17 protein-coding genes are annotated in these 19,587 nt (G+C 37.1%); 8 read left to right on the top strand and 9 right to left on the bottom strand.

What is annotated here, in order from left to right; all coding sequences use genetic code 11:
• The first annotated feature begins 1 nt into the window (after position 1).
• Both U8521_RS05275 and galU read left to right on the top strand, forming a co-directional pair.
• Positions 2-958 carry a YihY/virulence factor BrkB family protein gene (locus U8521_RS05275; RefSeq protein ID WP_334332247.1) on the top strand — a complete coding sequence of 319 codons (957 nt, stop codon included), beginning with the start codon at positions 2-4 and terminating at the stop codon, positions 956-958.
• A gap of 3 nt (positions 959-961) precedes the next feature.
• A complete protein-coding gene (galU, locus tag U8521_RS05270; RefSeq protein ID WP_334332248.1) occupies positions 962-1,873 on the top strand; it encodes a UTP--glucose-1-phosphate uridylyltransferase GalU in 912 nt (303 codons plus the stop codon).
• Here the strand turns inward: galU and U8521_RS05265 are convergent, their stop codons facing one another.
• Positions 1,874-2,158 (bottom strand): hypothetical protein, encoded by a 285-nt coding sequence (locus U8521_RS05265; protein ID WP_334332249.1) that lies wholly within the window; start codon positions 2,156-2,158, stop codon positions 1,874-1,876.
• A gap of 91 nt (positions 2,159-2,249) precedes the next feature.
• On the opposite strand from U8521_RS05265, the gene U8521_RS05260 reads away from it, so the two are divergent.
• Genes U8521_RS05260 through U8521_RS05250 form a run of 3 tightly spaced genes read left to right on the top strand, consistent with a single transcriptional unit; the run spans position 2,250 to position 5,796 of the window.
• On the top strand, positions 2,250-3,404 hold the full coding sequence (locus U8521_RS05260) for a thiolase family protein (protein ID WP_334352090.1): 1,155 nt from the start codon (positions 2,250-2,252) through the stop codon (positions 3,402-3,404).
• A complete protein-coding gene (locus U8521_RS05255; RefSeq protein WP_334352089.1) occupies positions 3,404-4,645 on the top strand; it encodes a hydroxymethylglutaryl-CoA reductase, degradative in 1,242 nt (413 codons plus the stop codon). Before U8521_RS05260 ends, U8521_RS05255 begins: the two co-directional genes overlap by 1 nt.
• Positions 4,645-5,796, top strand: a complete 1,152-nt coding sequence (locus U8521_RS05250; RefSeq protein ID WP_334332252.1) for a hydroxymethylglutaryl-CoA synthase — start codon at positions 4,645-4,647, stop codon at positions 5,794-5,796. The genes U8521_RS05255 and U8521_RS05250 overlap by 1 nt, the downstream gene beginning before the upstream one ends.
• Before the next feature lie 1,911 nt (positions 5,797-7,707).
• Here U8521_RS05250 and U8521_RS05245 read toward each other — a convergent pair.
• From U8521_RS05245 to U8521_RS05235, 3 genes are all read right to left on the bottom strand, one after another.
• Positions 7,708-8,505, bottom strand: a complete 798-nt coding sequence (locus tag U8521_RS05245; protein ID WP_334332253.1) for a hypothetical protein — start codon at positions 8,503-8,505, stop codon at positions 7,708-7,710.
• Positions 8,506-8,689: 184 nt separating this feature from the next.
• On the bottom strand, positions 8,690-9,163 hold the full coding sequence (locus U8521_RS05240; RefSeq protein WP_334332254.1) for a nucleoside 2-deoxyribosyltransferase: 474 nt from the start codon (positions 9,161-9,163) through the stop codon (positions 8,690-8,692).
• 652 nt (positions 9,164-9,815) lie between these two features.
• Positions 9,816-10,847: a branched-chain amino acid aminotransferase gene (locus U8521_RS05235; protein WP_334352088.1), complete on the bottom strand. Its 1,032-nt coding sequence runs from the start codon at positions 10,845-10,847 to the stop codon at positions 9,816-9,818.
• A 145-nt stretch (positions 10,848-10,992) separates the two neighbouring features.
• On the opposite strand from U8521_RS05235, the gene U8521_RS05230 reads away from it, so the two are divergent.
• On the top strand, positions 10,993-11,841 hold the full coding sequence (locus tag U8521_RS05230) for an alpha/beta hydrolase (RefSeq protein WP_334332256.1): 849 nt from the start codon (positions 10,993-10,995) through the stop codon (positions 11,839-11,841).
• 191 nt (positions 11,842-12,032) lie between these two features.
• Here U8521_RS05230 and U8521_RS05225 read toward each other — a convergent pair whose 3' ends face one another.
• From U8521_RS05225 to U8521_RS05210, 4 genes are all read right to left on the bottom strand, one after another.
• Entirely contained in the window at positions 12,033-12,260 is a 228-nt protein-coding gene (locus tag U8521_RS05225) for an SHOCT domain-containing protein (RefSeq protein ID WP_334352087.1), read from the bottom strand.
• Between the two features lie 68 nt (positions 12,261-12,328).
• Positions 12,329-13,324, bottom strand: a complete 996-nt coding sequence (locus U8521_RS05220) for a LacI family DNA-binding transcriptional regulator (protein ID WP_334352086.1) — start codon at positions 13,322-13,324, stop codon at positions 12,329-12,331.
• A complete protein-coding gene (locus U8521_RS05215) occupies positions 13,324-14,769 on the bottom strand; it encodes a UDP-glucose--hexose-1-phosphate uridylyltransferase (RefSeq protein ID WP_334352085.1) in 1,446 nt (481 codons plus the stop codon). The genes U8521_RS05220 and U8521_RS05215 overlap by 1 nt, the downstream gene beginning before the upstream one ends.
• A complete protein-coding gene (locus tag U8521_RS05210) occupies positions 14,769-15,953 on the bottom strand; it encodes a galactokinase (RefSeq protein ID WP_334352084.1) in 1,185 nt (394 codons plus the stop codon). The genes U8521_RS05215 and U8521_RS05210 overlap by 1 nt, the downstream gene beginning before the upstream one ends.
• Positions 15,954-16,097: 144 nt before the next feature.
• Here U8521_RS05210 and U8521_RS05205 point away from each other — a divergent pair, with 144 nt between their 5' ends.
• Positions 16,098-16,964, top strand: coding sequence for a DegV family protein (locus tag U8521_RS05205; RefSeq protein WP_334352083.1), 867 nt, complete (start codon positions 16,098-16,100; stop codon positions 16,962-16,964).
• Positions 16,954-17,304: a VOC family protein gene (locus U8521_RS05200; protein WP_334332262.1), complete on the top strand. Its 351-nt coding sequence runs from the start codon at positions 16,954-16,956 to the stop codon at positions 17,302-17,304. The genes U8521_RS05205 and U8521_RS05200 overlap by 11 nt, the downstream gene beginning before the upstream one ends.
• Before the next feature lie 131 nt (positions 17,305-17,435).
• Here the strand turns inward: U8521_RS05200 and U8521_RS05195 are convergent, their stop codons facing one another.
• On the bottom strand, positions 17,436-19,583 hold the full coding sequence (locus U8521_RS05195; RefSeq protein ID WP_334352082.1) for an alpha-galactosidase: 2,148 nt from the start codon (positions 19,581-19,583) through the stop codon (positions 17,436-17,438).
• Positions 19,584-19,587 lie beyond the last annotated feature (4 nt).

Genomic DNA, 19,587 nt, shown 5'->3' with positions numbered 1-19,587 from the left:
AATGGAAGAAAAACCGCAGGTGCCTTTATTTCGGCAATCAATAACTAATAAACAAAAGTTCGTTGGTTTTGTTAAATATGTCACTCAAGCTATGACTGACTCCAATGTCCCTATGGCTTCTAAGGCAATCACATATTATATTCTGTTGTCGTTATTTCCAGCAGTTATCGTTGTGGGGAATTTAATTCCGTTATTGCATTTGGATAAGCCAACTGTAATTAGCTACATCGAATTTATTTTGCCAGACGATCTTCATCATTACTTTTTACCGACGATAACCAAAGTTTTGTCTAATTCTAACAAAGGTGTCTTGTCAGTTGGTATTGTCGTTGCCTTATGGGCGATTTCGCGTGGATTGAATATTGTTCAGATGACGATGAATGAAGCTTATGGATTAGATGTTAACAACTTATTCGTTAGTCAAACTTTTGTAAACTACATTATTCGTCGAGCCTTTGCCTTCTTAATGACCTTGATGTTATTAGTGATTGGCGTGGCGGCAATCGTAACGTTTACATTTGGACAAATCTTTTTAAATTGGTTAATACCTTTGTTACACATACGTCCAACACTTTTAGATGTCTTCGTGCGTTGGAAATGGCCATTCGCTATTGGTATAATGTTGATGATCGTTTTTGCTTTGTTTTATTTTTTACCCAATATTCATCTAAAAGTTAAATACATAGTTACTGGTTCAATTATCACTAGCATTGGTTTGTTAGGATTATCGCAGTTGTTCTCGTATTATTTGAAATATTTTGGTTCAGCTTGGGACAATTACGGTACGATTGGTGCCATTATAGTATTCTTGTTGTGGGTGAATATGTCAGTGACAATCTTTTTATTTGGGAATGCCGTTAACGTCGGGTTTGCTCAAGCTTATGGCGGTCCATTTTTAAGGAAAAGTACTGGTAAGTTAACTAGTTATCTGAAATCGCACGAAAAGGAGAGTAATTGATTAATGAAAGTAAGAAAAGCAATTATACCAGCAGCAGGTTTAGGAACAAGATTTTTACCAGCAACAAAGGCTTTGGCTAAGGAAATGTTACCAATCGTTGATAAACCAACGATTCAATTCATTGTTGAGGAAGCTAAGGCTTCAGGAATTGAGGATATTCTTATTATTACTGGTAAGAATAAGCGTTCAATTGAAGATCATTTTGATTCTGTTCCTGAATTGGAACAAAATCTTGAAGCCAAGAACAAGACAGCACTTTTAAAGGTTGTTCAAGAAACAACTAACTTGGGTGTTAACTTGTATTACAGTCGTCAAGCTCATCCAAATGGGTTAGGTGACGCTGTAGCTCAAGCACGTTCATTCGTTGGAGAAGAACCTTTCGTCGTAATGTTAGGTGATGATTTGATGAAGGATAAAGTTCCTTTGACAAAACAATTGATCAACGACTACGAAAAAACCCACGCTTCAACACTTGCCGTTATGAAGGTTCCTGAAAAGGATGTTTCAAAATACGGTGTGATCGATCCAGAAGGCGAAAGTGAACCCGGATTGTACAACGTTAAGAAATTCGTTGAAAAGCCTAAGATTGAAGATGCTCCAAGTAATTTGGCAATCATTGGACGTTACTTGTTGACACCAGAAATTTTTGATTTGTTAGCAACTCAAAAACCTGGTGCTGGTAACGAAATCCAATTGACAGATGCCATTGACCGTATGAATAAGACCCAACGTGTCTTCGCTCATGAATTCAAGGGTGAAAGATTCGATGTTGGTAATAAATTTGGTTATGTAAAGACAAATATTGAATATGGACTAACTCACCCCGAAGTTAAGGATGAATTGAAGCCATACATTCTTGAACTTGCTAAAGAACTTGAAGCAAAAGACAAGGCTAGCAAGAAAGCAAATAAATAATTAACCTAATAATAAACAGTCATTAGCAACTCGAAAACCGAATAGTTGCTTCTGGCTGTTTTTGCTTTGGTAAAAAATTGGTAATTCGTAATTTTCCTTTTTATTGAGCAAAACGAGAAATTCCCAATTTTTTAAACCATGCAAATTTGAGGAAGTTTTTAAAAAGATGCCGTCGAGTGTTTTCTCAATGTCAACGACCGGAATCTTTTGATCCCCATCCTCGATAAAAATACGATTATTTTTTTTAAAATCGTTTAACAATAAGATTAAATCAATAGTACGCATAAGAAATCTCCACTAAATAATTGTTTTTAGAGCTTAATTAAATTATTATGAAAGCTTAAAGATATTTTACCAAGTTTGAAGGGAAAAAATTATGGATCCAATTGTAATTATAGACGCGAAAAGAACTGCGATTGGCAAGTTTCGCGGTCAGTACGCAAAACTTAGCGCGGTTGAACTAGGTGTTCAACTAGTCAAAAAGCTTTTAGATATGAACAAGGTTGATCCTAAAAAAGTGGACCAATTTATTTTTGGAAATGTTTACCAAGCTGGACTGGGGCAAAATACAGCTCGCCAAATTGGTTTGAAGTCAGGTGGTCGAATCGATTCAACTGCCATGACAATCAATCAAGTTTGCGGTTCAGGAATGAAGGCTGTTTATGAAGGTTATTCAGCAATTGCCATGGGAAATGCTGAAATTGTCGTGGCTGGAGGTGTAGAAAGCATGTCCAACGCACCATTTTTTGCTAGACGAACAGGTAAGATGGCAGTCAGTCCTAAACTATCCGATACACTGTTTAATGATGGTTTGAATGATGCTTTCAGTAACTTACCAATGGGTATTACCGCTGAAAATGTTGCTAATAAGTATCATGTGACTCGTCAACAGCAGGATGAATTTGCCTACAATTCACATCAAAAAGCCGCTCAAGCTCAGGATAAACTAGCTAAAGAAATTATTCCAATTGAAGTCGATGGACAAAATATCACGACCGATCAATCAATTCGTCCAAGTACGACCCTAGAACAAATGGGCAAACTGCGAACAGTATTTGATAAAAAAGGAACTGTCACGGCTGGAAATTCCTCACCGATCAATGATGGCGCAAGTGCCGTTATTATGATGAAGGAATCGCGGGCTAAAGAACTGGGCTTAAAATATGTCGCTAAAATCACTGGTTATACGGAAGTTGGTATTGACCCTGATTATATGGGTTATGCCCCATATTACGCAGTTAAAAAGTATTTTGACAAGTATCAAGCTGGTTTAAATGATTTTGATTTGTTTGAAGTCAATGAAGCTTTTGCATCTCAAGCAGTCGCCGTTAGTCGTGATTTAGCTTTGCCAGCAGATAAGTTGAACATTTATGGTGGGGCAATTGCTCTAGGACATCCATTAGGGGCTACAGGAGCTCGAATGATTGCTACTTTGATTAATTCCTTACAACAAGAGAAAAAACACACAGGCCTTGCTTCATTGTGTATTGGCGGTGGCATGGGCATGGCTATGGGAATCGAGTTAATTTGATGAAAATTTATCAGATGACTAATGAACAGCGAATCGACTACTTATTAAAAAATGGGATTATCGACTCGCAACAAGCACAAATCTTGAAGGATCGACAACCAATTGGAGTCGACCTGGCAAATAGCTTGAGTGAAAACCAAATTGGGGTCTTTAGTCTGCCATATGGCTTTGCCACAGATTTTTTAATTGATGGCAAGGATTATATTGTACCTATGGCAATTGAAGAGCCTTCTGTAATTGCGGCGGCTTCCAATGCAGCTAAGCGAATCAAGAATAGTGGTGGATTCAAGACTGTTCCTAGTTCGAGAATTGTTTTTGGTCAAATTGTTTTAGAGAATTTTTCAGATGAAGATGTTGAAAAATTAGTAGCAAAGCAATCGGAAATTTTTGAATTTGCCCAAAATGCCCATCCTAGTTTGCTCAAGCGTGGTGGTGGTGTGACTTCTGTGAAATTTAATCACTATGATGCCTTTTTTGAGATTGAACTGGGAATTGATACAGTCGATGCGATGGGGGCCAATATGGTCAACTCGATTTTGGAAAAGACTGCTCAGAAAATTTCGACTTTGATCTCAGGGGATGTCCTCTGCAGTATTTTGTCCAACAGCGGTATTAATCAAGTAATCACTGCCCAAGTCAAAGTTGATTTCGAACAGGTCGCAACTAAGAATATGCCTGGAAATGAAGTCGCCAAAAGGATCGTTAAGTTGTCAAATTTTGCTCAACAATCAACCAAGCGAGCCATCACGCACAACAAAGGTATCATGAATGGAATTGATGCGGTTTACTTGGCTACTGGAAACGATTTTCGAGCTGAAGAAGCAGCTGCTCACAGTTTTGCCATTAAAGCTGGCAAATACCAACCATTTAGCGAGTGGAAAATCAGTCACGATAAGTTAGTTGGAACTTTGAAGATGCCAATCGAATTGGGTAGCGTTGGTGGAGCTATCAGTGCAATGCCAATGGCACAATTAAGTTTGGCAATGATGAAAATTGAAAATAGTAAACAACTGCAGTCAGTCGTTGCAAGTGTTGGATTAGCCAATAACTTATCAGCTATCAGAGCACTTGTGACCACCGGAATTCAAGCTGGACACATGGGATTACAAAGTAAATCACTAGCCGTTTCAGCTGGAGCAGTGGGTCCAGAAATTGAACAAGTTTCTCAAGCTTTGAACCAAACAAAGAATTATACTATCGCAAATGCAAAAGATATTTTAACTAAGTTAAGAGGTAAATAATGGATATAGGTATTGATAAAATAGGATTCTACGTTCCGAAAGATTACATTGATATAGTTGAATTAGCTAAAGCTAGGGATGTTGATCCTAATAAATTTACAATTGGTATTGGTCAAGACAAGCAGGCCGTTCCTAAGCCTTATCAAGACGCTGTAACACTTGCAGCAAGTAGTGCAGACAGTATTTTAAGTGCTGAAGATAAAAAAGACTTAGGCTTATTGATCGTGGGGACTGAAAGCAGTGTCGACGAATCAAAGTCAACTGCTGCTTTTTTGATGGATTTGTTAGATCTTCCCGAAGACATTCGTGCCTTTGAAATCAAGCAAGCATGCTTTGGAGCAACTGCCGGTTTGATGACAGCCTTTGATTACATCAGTCAAAATCCTGATAAGAAAGCTTTAGTAATTGCCACTGACATTGCTCGTTATGGTATTAAGACACCTGGTGAAGTTACTCAAGGTGCGGGCTCAGTAGCGATGATCATCAGCCAAAATCCACGCGTGTTGAAATTAGACCACAAGTCAGTTTCCATGACAAAAAATGTGGGTGATTTCTGGCGTCCTACTTTCTCCAAGACTGCTTTTGCCCGTGGCAAGTACTCTAATGAAATCTACGTCGACTTCTTCCAAACTCTCTGGAACAAGTACCAGGCCAAGTACGACGAAACAATCGACGACTTTGACACATTATTGTTCCACATTCCCTACACGAAGATGGGTACTAAAGCCTTGAGAACTCTCGATGGAAAAATCGCTGCCGATAAGTATGCTGAATTGACATCACGCTATCAAGCAAGCATTCGCTTCAGCAGAGAAGTTGGTAACCTCTATACTGGTTCACTTTACCTAGGCCTATTGTCATATTTGATCAACGGTGCCAAAGCCAATGAGAACTTGTTAATGTTCAGTTATGGTTCTGGTGCTGTCGGTGAGTTGTACAGTGCAAAAATTCAACCAACTTTTGCACAAGGATTTGACCAAGCTGGTATTTTGAAGATGTTAGATGATCGCCAAAAGATGAGTATCGCTGATTACGAAAAGATGTATCAAGTAGAGTACGAAAACGGCACGATCGTAGACCCAGCAACAGTTAGCGAGAAATTCTATTTGAGTGAAATCAAAGACAATGAACGACTTTATCAAAGGAGATAGTTATTTATTGCAAACGCTTACAAGAGATGGTATATTATAGACGTGGTAAAGATGAAATGCTTAGGAACTGTAGCCCTAAAAGATTTTGATTAAGAAAGTTTTATCGTTTCCAGGAGATGGTAGGATTAGTAAAAAACAAAAGAAAATTAGAGTAGTACAGCTCAACAGCATTCTTGGAACTAGCAACAAAATTTAACAAAAGATCGACCTTTTTAAGTAGTCGCGCAAGCTCAAGACATGATTTGCTAGGATCCAAAGTTGAACAAATTAGAAATTTAGTATAGTAAGATATGTACCAAGTAGTAAGATTCATTTATAAGAAAGATTCAGTTAAAAGTTGATGAAACTGCAGTAAATTTCATCTTACCACTTATATCTAACTAGAGGGCCTTCCGTAGTGCGAGGGTCCTTTTTTTGTTGTAGAAATTGGAAAATGGAGTAGTTCTGTTTGGAGGGGGGATTAAGATGCCGTCTTCCGCAAAAACTCTGGGAAATGCTGGAACGCTCTGGGCACAACTTGGAGCTTACGCAAAGTGCGCGCAATCTCCAAGCTTGGCCTTCTTGTAAATGCTAAAGCATTAACAAGAATTTCAGGGCTGAGCATTTCCCAGAGTTTTTGCTCCAGACTGGAAATCGAATCTATGCAGCATTTGGGTGAATTCTGAAGGAAATATTATATCTATTTGGATTGTGTGCTGGACTTATTTATGGTCTGGATACGTTATAGCGTTTAATATTTTTATTGATTTAGTTTTATGTAAAAAGATATAAAAAATAGAAGGTTCTACTAGAGTCGCAGTAAATCGCTGTAGTCTAGTAGGATTTTAAAAAAAAGGAAACTCAATAACCTGTCAAAATATCAAATTCTAAATAAGAATAGAAGTAGTATTCTTAAATGAATGGAAAGCAAATAAAAATTAGAATCGTTATTCAGTCTGGAGCACAAAACCTGTGATGGCTCAGCCGTGAAATTCCACTTAGCGCTTTAGCGCTTACGTGGAAGGCCAATCTTGGAGATTGCGCGTACTTTGCGTAAGCTTCAAGTTGTGCCCACAGCGTTCCAGTCCATCACAGGTTTTGTGCGGAAGACGGCCTACTTCTCAAAAAAAATTTGGATATTGTTTGTAACCGGTTGCGAAATGATTTATATTATAGGTGTGGTACAGATGAAGTGTCAGGAACCGCAACTCGGTAATTTCGAATTATTTGAGTCGTGTGGTTTAACGACATTTTTGGAACTAGTCACAAGAGTATACATAAAATCGACCTAATTAGTTAGTCGCACAACTATTACGTGTGTTGATTAGGATCCATTAGTTGAAATTAATTTAAATATTAAGTAGTAAGATTCAATTTTATTGATGAAACTGCAGTAGATTTCATCTTACCACTTAGATGGGAGTCCTCTGTGTGAGGGCTCTTTTTTTGTGTACGGAAAGTCAAATAACGGCAACGTTTTGACTACGTAAGGCTAGAGATTTTGTCATAAACAAATTATTTGTTTAATAATTTAACGATAATAAAATGGTCGTAAATACAAGAGACAAGGCGAGTTTTATGAGAAGAATTGTTTACGATCTGATATTTATGATCTTTTTGGCAATCGATTTGTACGTCATGGTCACATCCCCGTTGATAATTGCGATTATTGCATTCGTGATAGGGATTACTTTCTTTACACATAAAATTTTTAATTTTGAAGAACACTTGCGTCATAAAAGGGTATAAAAAGAGTTTGGGACATAACTATTTTTTACTACTAAACTTGCAGCATAAACGTGGAACATAACATAGCAATTTCTTCTTAAAACAAATAGTACCGGGTAATCAAAGAACAATTACCCGGTACTATTTGCCTTAATGCTCGAAAGCTGACCATGTTATGTCTCGCTCTCTTTAAATTTGTTTTAATTAACCGATAACTTGAACAGTTACACTTTGACGTCCGAAGCTCAAAGCTTGTGAGTTTGGCATCGCAATGTCTAATTGGTTAGGGTTGTTGTAAGCGAACAAACCAGTATCGTTGACGATACGATCATAAGTTTGACCGTTACTTGCTGTGATTCTCAAATGTGTACCCTTAGGGAATTTTGAAAGGTTAGCGGCAACACCACTGTAACCCATACTTGAACCAAGAACAGCAGGATCATAAGCTGTAGCTGACATTGTTAGAGTTTGCTTAACGTTGTCTTCTGACATGTACTTACCATTGATCCATTGGTTTCTACCAACATCGTACCAAGTAGAACCGTTAGCGACCTTGCTTGCGTAAACGTGAACCATTGTGTGACCAGTAGCAACATTGCCTGTGAAGTTGCCGTTAGGGCCATCATAAAGGTTTACACCACCAGCAACGTTAATGTACATATCTTTGTCCAATGAGATAGCAGGTGCTTCAAATGAAGTGTCACTCAAGGCAATCCATGCGTTAGTACCAACTTCTAGATAAGTTGTTCCATTGATATTGGCTGATTTAATGTACTTCCAACCAGTCTTATTAGCAAGTTTGGCTCCAGTGTTACCAATTCTACCTTGGCTATCTGGTTGACCATAAACAGTAGCACCATTTGCATTAGTTACGTAAACAACTCCTGAATTGTTTACATAACTAACAGTAGCAGCATTAGCTGTTGTAGTAGGAACGTTAACCCCGATTAATGCAAGTGTTGTGACAGTGAATAGTGAAGCCATAAGATGTTTAATTTTCATTATAAATATTTCCCCCGAGTATAACTTGGTTATTTATTAATTAGTATTTTCTCAACGGAAATAATCATATAACGTCTAGACCACGATTTGTTGAATATAACCCAACTGTAAATTAGTTATAACTTAACTGTAAAAGCAATGTAATTGAATTGAAATAATATTTTGTCAAAATATTAAAAATAAATTATAGATATTTTTTAATTTCCTCTAGCATGCTGTCAATATTGTTGACGACGATACCATTCATTTTGATCAATCCGATAGTATAATTATTAATATAAGCAAAAGGATTTTCACCGATTGTTCCTACAGCCTTAAGTTTTTCAGGATTCTCTACACCATGTTGACGAAGGTCAGTATAGACTCCGACGATAGGGATTTCCTTTCCAAAAGCCAAACCAATTTCTGAGGCTACTCCGTCGTCCATTGTGTCACCATCAAGGATTGCGACTACTAAATCGGAAGAGAGTAATTCTTTGTTATCTTCTTGGGCGATTTTGATTGAGTCAGCGTAATTCATTTTGTCATTAATGTCACCATTTTCTTGTGGCAAGTAGACTTCAATTGTGTCGTCCATTTTTCTGATTTTATCGACGACATATTCGTTAAACATCCGATCAGCTAGTGCGAATAAACCATTGGCAAAATAAATTTTCATTAAAAAATCCCTCTTTCTTTATTTGTACAATAATATCCTATCATGCAACTAAAGAGAAAAGGGAATTAATTTTCTTATATTAAATAAGCACTATATCATGCTTCAGTGAACATTTGTAGTCAATAATAGAAAGATGAATTTACAAAATTGTGAATCTGATGAAAACGGATTAGCTGTAAAATATAGTTACATGCTAAGGACGAGGTAATCGTCCTAGTTCTGATTAGTTTGTCACCCTCGGATGAACTAATTGGAGACATGTGTATCATCAAACACTGTTTTCTCGTTATTTTCCAGTAGTGCCAACGAGTGATGAAGAGTCACTCAATTAAGCTGTTAAAGCAGCTACATATAGCAGAGAAAATCATTTCTCTAGCCTCACTCAACAAAAAAGCCACGATCTTTATTGATTGTGGCTTTTTAAATTGAGGTGGTGGTTTAGTATTCCGGACTGAATTTTAGTTTTATGACTATTTGTTTTTAAAATAGTGACAATAGCTCAAAAAGAAAGAGAATCTTACTAGACTGCAGTAATTGCGGTTTTAATAAGATTCTCTATTTTTATATCAGTTTAAATTAGTTAAAAGCTGAAAAAACATAACGTATCCAAACTATAAAGCGTTTCCCAGAGCTGTTGCGGAAGATGGTAAGGCTATTCAACTACTTGAATCCAGCCTTCTGGGGCTTCGACTGTTCCGAATTGAATTCCTGTTAAGGTGTCATATAATTTCTTAGTAATTGGTCCGACTTCGGTTTCACTGTAGAAGACGTGAAGTTTGCCGTTGTGCTCTAAACCTCCGATTGGTGAAATTACAGCAGCTGTTCCACAGGCTCCAGCTTCTTTAAACTTGTCTAATTGATCAACGTAAACATCGCCTTCTTCAGCACCTAATCCAAGACGATTCTTAGCTAACCATAAAAGTGAATACTTAGTGATGCTTGGTAGGATCGATGGTGATTTCGGTGTTAAGAAGACATTATCTTTAGTGATTCCAAAGAAGTTTGCTGATCCAACTTCTTCAATCTTTTTGTGTTCGATTGGATCTAAGTAGACGCAGTCAGCGAAGCCGTGTTTGTGTGCTTCATCACCAGGGTAAAGGCTGGCAGCATAATTTCCACCGACTTTACTTTGGCCAGTTCCTTTGTGGGCGGCACGGTCATATTTAGAAGTTGTGAAATTAACTGGGGTTAATCCACCTTTGAAGTAATTACCAACTGGCATAGCGAAGATAGTAAAAATGTATTCGGGGGCTGCGTGAACACCAATCTGTTCGCCGGCGCCAAACATCAAGGGACGTAGATAAAGTGTGGCACCAGTTCCATAAGGTGGAACAAAGTCGGCATTGGCTTTGACTACTTCTTTGACGGCTTTGACAAATTCATCTTCAGGAAAAACGGGCATCAAGAGGCGCTCACAAGAATTTCTTAAACGTTTAGCGTTTTGATCAGGTCTGAATAATTGAATTTTGTTATCAGGAGTTCGATAGGCTTTCATTCCTTCAAAAGCAGCCTGACCGTAATGGAGGACAGTGGAGGCTTCAGAAATGTGTAAGGTACTGTCGGTCTTCAAACCAACGTCTTGCCATTTACCGTCTTTATAGTGGGCAAAGAAACGATAAGGCAAGTCCATATAGTTGAAACCAAGATTTTTCCAATCAATTTGCGTTGCATCAGCTTTGGTCATAGTGAAATCTCCTTTTATTAAAAAAATATTTGAATAATTAAATTCATCATAATTAAACTTTAGGAAAGTGTCAATTTTGTCGAGGCTTTTGATTAGGTAGACATCACTGAACCGATTACAATTAGGCTGTAGTCTGGAGGAAAACATGAAATCAAAGAAAATTTTATTTCCAATTACAATAGTAATTTTACTGATGACGTTGGGCTTTTTCACCCAAAGTTGCCAAGCTAAAACAATTTCAAAAAAATATGTTCAAGAATCAATTCCAACAATATTTTTCCATGGTTATGGCAGTAGTTATAGGGCAGAGACTCAGATGACAGGAGCTGCTAAAGAAGCTGGAGTGACAAATAAAATTATTCGTGTCAATGTCAGTCCTAATGGCTATGTTAAAGTTATTGGTGCTATCCCTAAAAAAACTAAAAATCCGATTATTGAAGTTAATTACGATAATAATAAAATGACAAATTATCATACCGCTGGTTTGTGGGCCAAAAACGTCATAACCACCCTGCAAAAAGATTATAAATTTAAGAAAGTCAATTTAGTTGGTCACTCAATGGGGAACATGGCAATTAATTACTATATTTTGGACAATTATCCGAATAAGAACTTGCCTAAGATCAACAAAGTAGTTGATATCGCTGGACACTTTAACGGAATCATTGGAGAAGATGACGAACCAAATCAAGTTAAGCTGAACAAAGCTGGTAAGCCGGACAAAATGGATCAGTATTATCAAGAATTATTGAAATTACGCAAGATTTATCCAACTAATACGAAAGTTTTGAACATCTATGGCGACCTTAATGATGGAACTCATTCAGACGGTGCAGTAACAAATTCATCATCTAAATCGTTGAAATACCTAGTTTCAAAGCGGGCTAAGTCGTATACCGAAAAGAAGATTGTCGGTAAAATGGCCCAACACAGCAAGTTACATGAAAATAAACAAGTTGACAGGTTATTAATTGATTTTCTCTGGGGAAAGTAAGACTTAGCGTAATTTGATGAAAAGCAAAAAAGATATCACTAGAACTGTACTGATTGCAGTAAGTTAGTGATATCTTCTTTTTTTGTCCATATGTCTATTTTTAAAGAAACAGAAAGCAAATATACCATAAATGTGAAATTCAATCGGTTTTACTATGGAGGATGGCATACTTCATCCCCCCCTAAATCAATCTAGCTAAGTAAATTTTCTTTTCGTTTCTTATAATCTTCATCGGAAATATTGCCTTTAGCATATTCTGAATCAAGAATTTTTAATGCTTCAGGTTGATTTGTTTGATTCTTGTGACTGATTAAATAAAGTATCACAGCAATTATTAGTAAGAAGATGAATCCATAGAAAAACATTCCTCCGCCCATCATACCGCCAAAAATACCGTGACAACCAGCAAAATTCATCATAATTAGGACTCCCGTCAATGTTTAAGTTAATTATAGAATAGGAAATTGACTACAAGCAATCAAAGAGCTTATTCAAAATACGAAGTTGATTGTCTAAAGATCAATTTAGTTGAGAGTTCTAATCTTTTAGCAACGTGTTGCTTACTTGTTAATAAATTGTGCATTAAATCAACAGCAGAAATTCCCATCTGAGTCGTCGCTACATCAACTGAACTTAATTCAGGATTGACATAACGTGATAGGGCAGTGTTGTCGAAACTAAAAATTTGGACACGTTTTGGAACCTCAACAGCATTTTCCTGAAGTGCCTTTAGAGCTCCAGCAGCCATCAAGTCGTTGGTGATAAAGAAAGCGTGAGGAAAATCTTCCTCGTTTAATGCGTTCATCATTTGGACGTAACCAGAATCTTTCGTGAAATCACCTTTGAAACAATTACTACTTTTGAAAATCTTGTGCTTTTCCATAGCAAACTTGAAGTAATCAAAACGTTGATCGGAGATGGTTCGTAATTTATCAGTCGAAGTTTCTTCACCGTAAATTAAGCCAATATCTTCAATCTCGTGGTCTACGAAGTAATCGACGACTTTTTGAATGCCATATTTAAAGTCGGTTAAAATAGTGTCGAAACCTTGACCAAATTGGTCATCATCAATGAAGACAATATTTGGACAGATCAATTTCATAGTTTTGACTTGTTCATCACTGAATTTACCAACAGCAATGATTCCGTCGGTGTCATTGGGAATTTCTGTCAAATTGTTGTGGAAAATTCTCGTTATTTGAAAACCATATTTAGGAGCTTGTTGTTCAATGCCTTCACGAACAGTCATGTAGTAGAGATCATCTTGCTCTTTGGATTCCGAATACCACTGTACTAAGGCAATGTGTTTTTGATAGCGGCTGTTGGGATGGTTGGCTTTTTTATAATTCAGGTCAGTCGCGATTTTTAGAATGTTACTTCGAGTTTCATCGGCGACTGATAAAGTTAAATCATTGTTGAGAACTCGAGAAACTGTCGCTGGTGAGACGTTAGCAAGTTTAGCAATGTCGCGTAAAGTGGCCATTAATGAATACTCTCAATGAATTTGTCGAAGGCATGTTGTCCAGTAGTGTTCCATTTGAAGACACCAGCATCTTCAAGAACTCTGGCAAAGACTAATCCGGTTTCTTTTTCGACGATTTCGGAGACATTGTCAGAAGTGAAGTCATATTTTTGCTTTAATTGGTCAGCCCAAGTTTTGTGATATTCAGCCATTTGATTAGGCAATCCAAGAACGTAACGTTCAACTTCTTTTAATTCATCTTTCAGACGAGCTGGTAGAATTGCTCGACCCATAACTTCAATCAGACCGATGTTTTCCTTCTTGATATGTTGAACATCTTGGTGGGGATGGAAAATTCCATCAGGGTACTTAGCTGAAGTTTGGTTATCACGCAAGACGATATCCATAACGTACTTGTCGTGTGAGCGGTAAGCGATTGGAGTTACTGTATGATGACGAATTTCTCCGGTACGAGCGATTACATTAACTGACTCGTCAGAATAGTTCATCCAATATTCGTGGATCAGATTGGCAGCTTTGACTAGTTCGTCAGGATATTTGCTAGTTAAACGAATAGTTGACATTGGCCACTTAACGATTCCTGCCTCAACTCCATCGACATCAATTTCAATTGGACGATCGATTGGAGCTTTCATCATTGGAAATACATGCCGGCCACCTTGATAGTGGTCGTGACTGAGCATGGAACCACCAACAATAGGAAGATCAGCATTACTGCCAACGAAATATTGCGGAAAAATTTGCGTGATTTCTATTAAGTTGTTAAAGGTATGCTGATTGATAACCATAGGGACGTGCTTAGTATTTAGAAAGATTGCGTGTTCATTGAAGTAAGCGTATGGAGAATATTGGAAGCCCCAGGTTTGACCGCCTAGTGTAAAGCGGATGACACGGTGATTACTTCTAGCTGGATAGCCGAGACGGCCTAAATAGCCTTCGTTTTCAAGACACAATTGGCATTTAGGATAGCCAGTTTGTTTATTTTTACCCGCAGCGGCAATGGCTTTAGGGTCCTTTTCAGGTTTGGATAAGTTGATAGTGATTTCCAAATCACCATAGTCAGTTTTGGTTTGATAAGAAATATTTTGTGCGATGGCTTTGACTTTGATGTAGTCGTTGTCTTGGCTCATTTGATAGAAGTAATTCGTAGCACTTTCAGGGCTCTTTTGATAAAGATTCCAGAATTTTTGATTAACCCGTGAAGGTAATGGTGTTAAAAAGCTCATCAATTGATCGTTTAAAATTTCTTTAGCAGTTTGACTATCTTCAATTTTTTCGTTTTTAATAGCAGTTTGAATCAAACTTTCTTTTAAGTCAGATCCATTTTGGTGATTGTCGTCACCGACTAAAGCGCAGATTTGATTGTACAAGAAGACACGATCGAGTTCTTGATAGTCGTTATCAGCACTGATGATTTTATCGACAAATTTATCGACACAAGACATTATTTTTCCACCTCATTTAAAGCAATTTCTTTTGGTCCGTCAGCGATTTCTGCAATATAAAAGTCGGCTGCGTAACCAATTTCATTTAAGTAAGTCTTACCAACATTTTCCTTAAAGGAGTCGACTTTATCCTTATTAACGATGGCAATAGCACAGCCACCGAAACCGGCACCAGTCATTCTAGCACCAAGAACACCGTCTTGAGCCCAAGCAGCTTTAACTAAAGTATCGAGCTCTTTACCAGTAACTTCATAATCATAATGTAGTGAAACGTGTGAAGCATTGATTAATTTACCAAACTCAACTAGGTTATTTTCTTTTAAATAGTTGATAGCTTTGAGAGTTCTTTGATTTTCAAAGACTGCATGACGGGCACGACGAATCAAAGTGTCATCATCGATCAAATAAGCGTTACGGTCGAATTCATCGATTGACAATTCGCCAAGTGAATTGATGTCAAGTTTACTTTGGAGCAACTTCAGAGCACTTTCACATTGTGAGCGACGTTCGTTGTATTTAGAATCAGCCAAAGTCCGGTGCTTGTTGGTGTTCATAATGACGATGACGTTGTTACCTAAGGCAACAGGAGCGTAGTGGTATTCCATGGAATTAGTGTCAAGCAAGATAGCTTGATCCTTTTTGCCCATGCCGACAGCAAATTGATCCATGATACCGGAGTTAACACCGATGAAGTCATTTTCATCTTTTTGCCCCATTTTAACGAGGTCAACTTGGTCGATCTTCAAATCGAAGACGTCATTTAAAATCGTTCCCATTAATAATTCGATTGAAGCGGATGAAGAAAGTCCAGCTCCATCAGGTAGATTTCCTTGAATGTAGAGGTTGAATCCATGGTCTAATTTATAGCCAGCTTCTTTAACGAAGTGAATCATCCCTTTAGGGTAGTTGGCCCAGTCGTCAGCCTTATCAAATTTTAAATCATCAAGAGAAAATGAAATGATACCTTTGTCGGGCAAATTTTTTGAGAACATCGCTACGATTTTGTCATCACGCTTGCCGTAAGCGGCGTATGTTCCAAGACTGATTGCACAAGGAAAGACGTTACCACCATTGTAGTCGGTGTGTTCACCAATCAAGTTGATACGACCAGGTGAGAAGAAGAGCTTCTCTGCAGATGCATCAAAAGTTTCTTTATAACCATCTAAAATTTGTTTTTTATCCATGCTTACGCTCCTATTTACTAAATATTTACTTAACAAAATGATAGCGCTTTCTGACAATTAATACAAGCCTGTTGATTTAAAAAATATAATAAAATGTTATTATTATATGCATGGAAACAAAGTAACGGGAAAAAGAGGAAGACTATGAAAACGGCAGTTGTAACAGATACAGCATCTTACTTAACACCGGAACAAATTGAGCAATACAACATTACCGTCTTACCAATTACAGTCATTTTGGGAGATAAGCAATATAAGGAAACAGAGGAGTTAACTGATAAGGAATTTTACGATTATTTGCGTAATGAACCTGAATTACCAACGACTTCACAAGTTTCAATGTTTCAAATTCAAGAAGCTTATGATCGACTAGTTGCTGAAGGATATGACAATATTATCTCGATTCATTTATCATTAGGAATCACTTCATTCATGGATAATTTACGGATGTTTGTCAAAACTTATGACAAAGCAAATATTTATCCATTCGACTCAATGGCTGCTAGTGCCGCCGAAGCCGATCTCTGTATGTTGGCTGGCTCACTGGCTCAAAAACAGGTTGCCCCAGAAGAGATCGTTAAGCGCTTAGAACAATTACGTGACTCAACTGATATTTTATTTGCGGTTAATGATTTAAAACACCTCAGCCGCACAGGGCGCTTGAGCAACCATTCAGCAATTATCGGGAGTCTATTAGACGTGAAACCTCTTTTGACTTTTAAGGATGGTAAAATTTTTGCCATAGCTAAAGAGCGGACTATGCATCGGGCCTTTAAAGCTATTTCAACAAAAATTAAAGCTTACATAGCTGAGCATCCTGATTGGTCAGTTCACATTACGGTCGTTGACTCCAACAATCGTGAATTGCTAGAAAAATGGGCCCAAGACTTTCAAACGGAATTTCCCAACGCCAGAGTATCAACTAGTCACCTAGGCCCAGCTATTAGTGTTCATACGGGTGAAAAGACGATGGGAGTCGTTTGGGATAAGGATTTTGAGAATGAAAACTAGAATTATGTTATACGTCGACTCAGTCGATATGAGTGTCGAGTTTTGGACTGAAGAATTTGGCGGCCAAGTGGTTGCTAGACAAACTTTGAACGGTGGTTATCAAAATGTTATCGTTTCAGTTTCAAAGGAAGTTGAATTATCGATTTTTCCAAGAGATTACATCAGAATTTATTCACCAGAAGTAGATGAGACAGTACCTTCATTGATGTTCTTCTCAGACAATTTTGACCGATTGCATGACGATATTTTAAGCGCTGGTGAGATTAGTGAAGTTAATGGTGTGTTAACCTTTAATTTTATGGATCCAGAAGGCAATTATTTTGTTGTGGCTAAGGCTTGATTAGTGTAGTTTGGATACATTATGGGCTTTATTTCTTTAATAAACTTACAAGTAAAAAATTACTGGAATTAAATTAAAAAGAAGTCGACTAATGTTTGTCATTAGTACGGCTTCTTTTTTATGATTGTATTTTATTCAATTATTTTTAAGAATGTTTCAAAATCTTTTTTTGCTGGTTCAATCGGTAGTCCAATCGTATTTAATTCAAAGCCTGAATATTTTTGATTGTCGATTATATAATCACGATTGTCGTCGAGATAATGTAAGGGTAAATTTCTTGGTGTTTTAACTGCTGAATTCAGACCGTATGAATAAAAAATTAATGCTTTTGTTTGATCTTGATTGACTAATAACCATGAGATAGTCTGGTTTGTAGACTTCAGACGATAGAAATTAGCGTTTTGAAATTGACGATATTTTTCTTTATAGGTCTTAATTTTTTTAATAATTTTTAGTTTATCTTCGTCATTTAAATCACTCAGGGCTAATTCAAAACCCAATTGGCCAATAGAAGCCAACTGCAGGCGTGAATTCAATGGCGTAATCCGGCCGTTTTGCCCATTTGGTACAGCTGAAACATGGTTGCTAAATATATTTTGTGGGAACAAATAACTAAAGCCATCTTCAATCTTTGTACGGTCGAAAGAATCGGTTAAATCACTCATCCAAGTTAGATTGGTATATGACAATATGCCTAAATCGATACGACCGCCACCGGCTGAACAATTTTCAATAATCAAATTAGGAAAGTCTTTTCGCAAATTATTCAATAAATCATATAAACCTAGTACATAACGATAATACAATTCACCTTGTTGAGATGCGGGTAGCCAATTATTGCCAACCTGAGTTAAATGTCGATTCATATCCCATTTAATATAATCTAAATTATTATCTTTGATCAGTTTAGTTAAAACTTTTAGTAAATGTTCACGAACGACCCTTTGACTCAAATCGAGTACTAATTGATGTCTTGCTGTAACAGGAATGCGTCCGTTATAGTTAAGAATCCAATCGGGATGGTTTTGATAGAGTCGACTATTGGTAGTGACCATTTCTGGTTCGATCCACAAGCCAAATTTCATATTAAGTTGGTGAGCTTCATCGGAAAGAATTTTTAGACCGTGGGGAAATTTTGTTTGATCGACATTCCAATCACCCAATTGACCATCCTCTCCGTGTCGATTGATAAACCATCCATCATCAACGACAATCATTTCAATTCCCAATTTGTGTGCTTGATGTATAAGACCTCTAACTTTTTCTTCTGAAATATCGAAGAACATGTTTTCCCAAGTGTTAATTGCAATAGGAATTTTTTGTTGAGGTTGTAATTGTCTAGCAAAATTATGGAAATTTTGTGATAAGCCATTGTAACCATTGTTACTCCAAGTCAAAGCAGCTTCGGGGGATTGAAGGCTTTGACCAGGAGTCAACTTCCAAGAGAAAGTAGTGGGTTCTAAACCAATTTTGAGCCTTGTTTGTTGATATTGATCAACTTCGATACTATCTTCAAAATTGCCACTCCAAATTAAACTAGTACCAATGGCAGTTCCTTGAAACTGATTGGTTTCTGGTCGAATCAGTGCAACAAAAGGTTGGTGCTGGGGTCCGCTGGTACCGCGAAAAGTGTGTTGTATTTGAATACCGGATTCAATTTTTTGAAGGTTTTTATTTGCTTCATGAGCATGAGTGCCATTTAAGGTTAAACGGTAATAATTGTTATCTGGTAGATTCAATTGCAAACTGTCTAGAGATTCTACATTTAAAACTGAATTCCCCAAATTATATAGGGTAGTGCTACGAAGGATAATGTTTAAATTTTCAAAAATTGTGTAATTCAAATCCATTTTTAGTTTAGTTACGGAATCTGATAAATGAAGGGTGAGAGTCGTAACTTTACTGTGGGATGAAACACTGGTTGGAAAATTTGAGGGATTTATTGGCTTATTAGAAATTGAATAACTCTCAAATTGTAAAGTAGGTAATAGTTGATTATTTTCATTCTTAATTAAGTAGGCTGGTTGATGATAGTCACCATCACTGATTGTTGAAAATTCTAATGGTAAAGAAGTGATAGAGAAAGGAAAATCCTTTGTCGTGTCAACGGCAAAGGCATGGTTTCCTTGTGATAATGAGTTTAACTGATAAAAATGAGGTAGAAAACGGCCAAAGTAGCGGTGTACTGGATACCGATTTTTAAGGATTTGAACAATGTAACTGATTCTGTGATTATGGATGTGAAAAATACCGTTTTTTTGGTCGTATTCAATAGGCAAAGTA

The sequence above is a fragment of the Companilactobacillus miaonis genome, assembly GCF_036913615.1.
Classification (GTDB): domain Bacteria; phylum Bacillota; class Bacilli; order Lactobacillales; family Lactobacillaceae; genus Companilactobacillus.
Note: the sequence above shows the minus strand (reverse complement) of the source record. Positions and strands in the feature narration are given on the sequence as shown.

Bases quoted from the DNA above. Each gene is read 5' to 3' on its own strand.
- U8521_RS05240 (WP_334332254.1), bottom strand. From the start codon at position 9,163: ATGAAAATTTATTTTGCCAATGGTTTATTCGCACTAGCTGATCGGATG.
- U8521_RS05265 (WP_334332249.1), bottom strand. From the start codon at position 2,158: ATGCGTACTATTGATTTAATCTTATTGTTAAACGATTTTAAAAAAAAT.
- U8521_RS05230 (WP_334332256.1), top strand. From the start codon at position 10,993: ATGAAATCAAAGAAAATTTTATTTCCAATTACAATAGTAATTTTACTG.
- U8521_RS05225 (WP_334352087.1), bottom strand. From the start codon at position 12,260: ATGATGAATTTTGCTGGTTGTCACGGTATTTTTGGCGGTATGATGGGC.
- U8521_RS05210 (WP_334352084.1), bottom strand. From the start codon at position 15,953: ATGGATAAAAAACAAATTTTAGATGGTTATAAAGAAACTTTTGATGCA.
- U8521_RS05200 (WP_334332262.1), top strand. From the start codon at position 16,954: ATGAAAACTAGAATTATGTTATACGTCGACTCAGTCGATATGAGTGTC.
- U8521_RS05250 (WP_334332252.1), top strand. From the start codon at position 4,645: ATGGATATAGGTATTGATAAAATAGGATTCTACGTTCCGAAAGATTAC.
- U8521_RS05215 (WP_334352085.1), bottom strand. From the start codon at position 14,769: ATGTCTTGTGTCGATAAATTTGTCGATAAAATCATCAGTGCTGATAAC.
- U8521_RS05235 (WP_334352088.1), bottom strand. From the start codon at position 10,847: ATGACCAAAGCTGATGCAACGCAAATTGATTGGAAAAATCTTGGTTTC.
- U8521_RS05245 (WP_334332253.1), bottom strand. From the start codon at position 8,505: ATGAAAATTAAACATCTTATGGCTTCACTATTCACTGTCACAACACTT.
- U8521_RS05255 (WP_334352089.1), top strand. From the start codon at position 3,404: ATGAAAATTTATCAGATGACTAATGAACAGCGAATCGACTACTTATTA.
- U8521_RS05205 (WP_334352083.1), top strand. From the start codon at position 16,098: ATGAAAACGGCAGTTGTAACAGATACAGCATCTTACTTAACACCGGAA.
- U8521_RS05260 (WP_334352090.1), top strand. From the start codon at position 2,250: ATGGATCCAATTGTAATTATAGACGCGAAAAGAACTGCGATTGGCAAG.
- U8521_RS05275 (WP_334332247.1), top strand. From the start codon at position 2: ATGGAAGAAAAACCGCAGGTGCCTTTATTTCGGCAATCAATAACTAAT.
- galU (WP_334332248.1), top strand. From the start codon at position 962: ATGAAAGTAAGAAAAGCAATTATACCAGCAGCAGGTTTAGGAACAAGA.
- U8521_RS05220 (WP_334352086.1), bottom strand. From the start codon at position 13,324: ATGGCCACTTTACGCGACATTGCTAAACTTGCTAACGTCTCACCAGCG.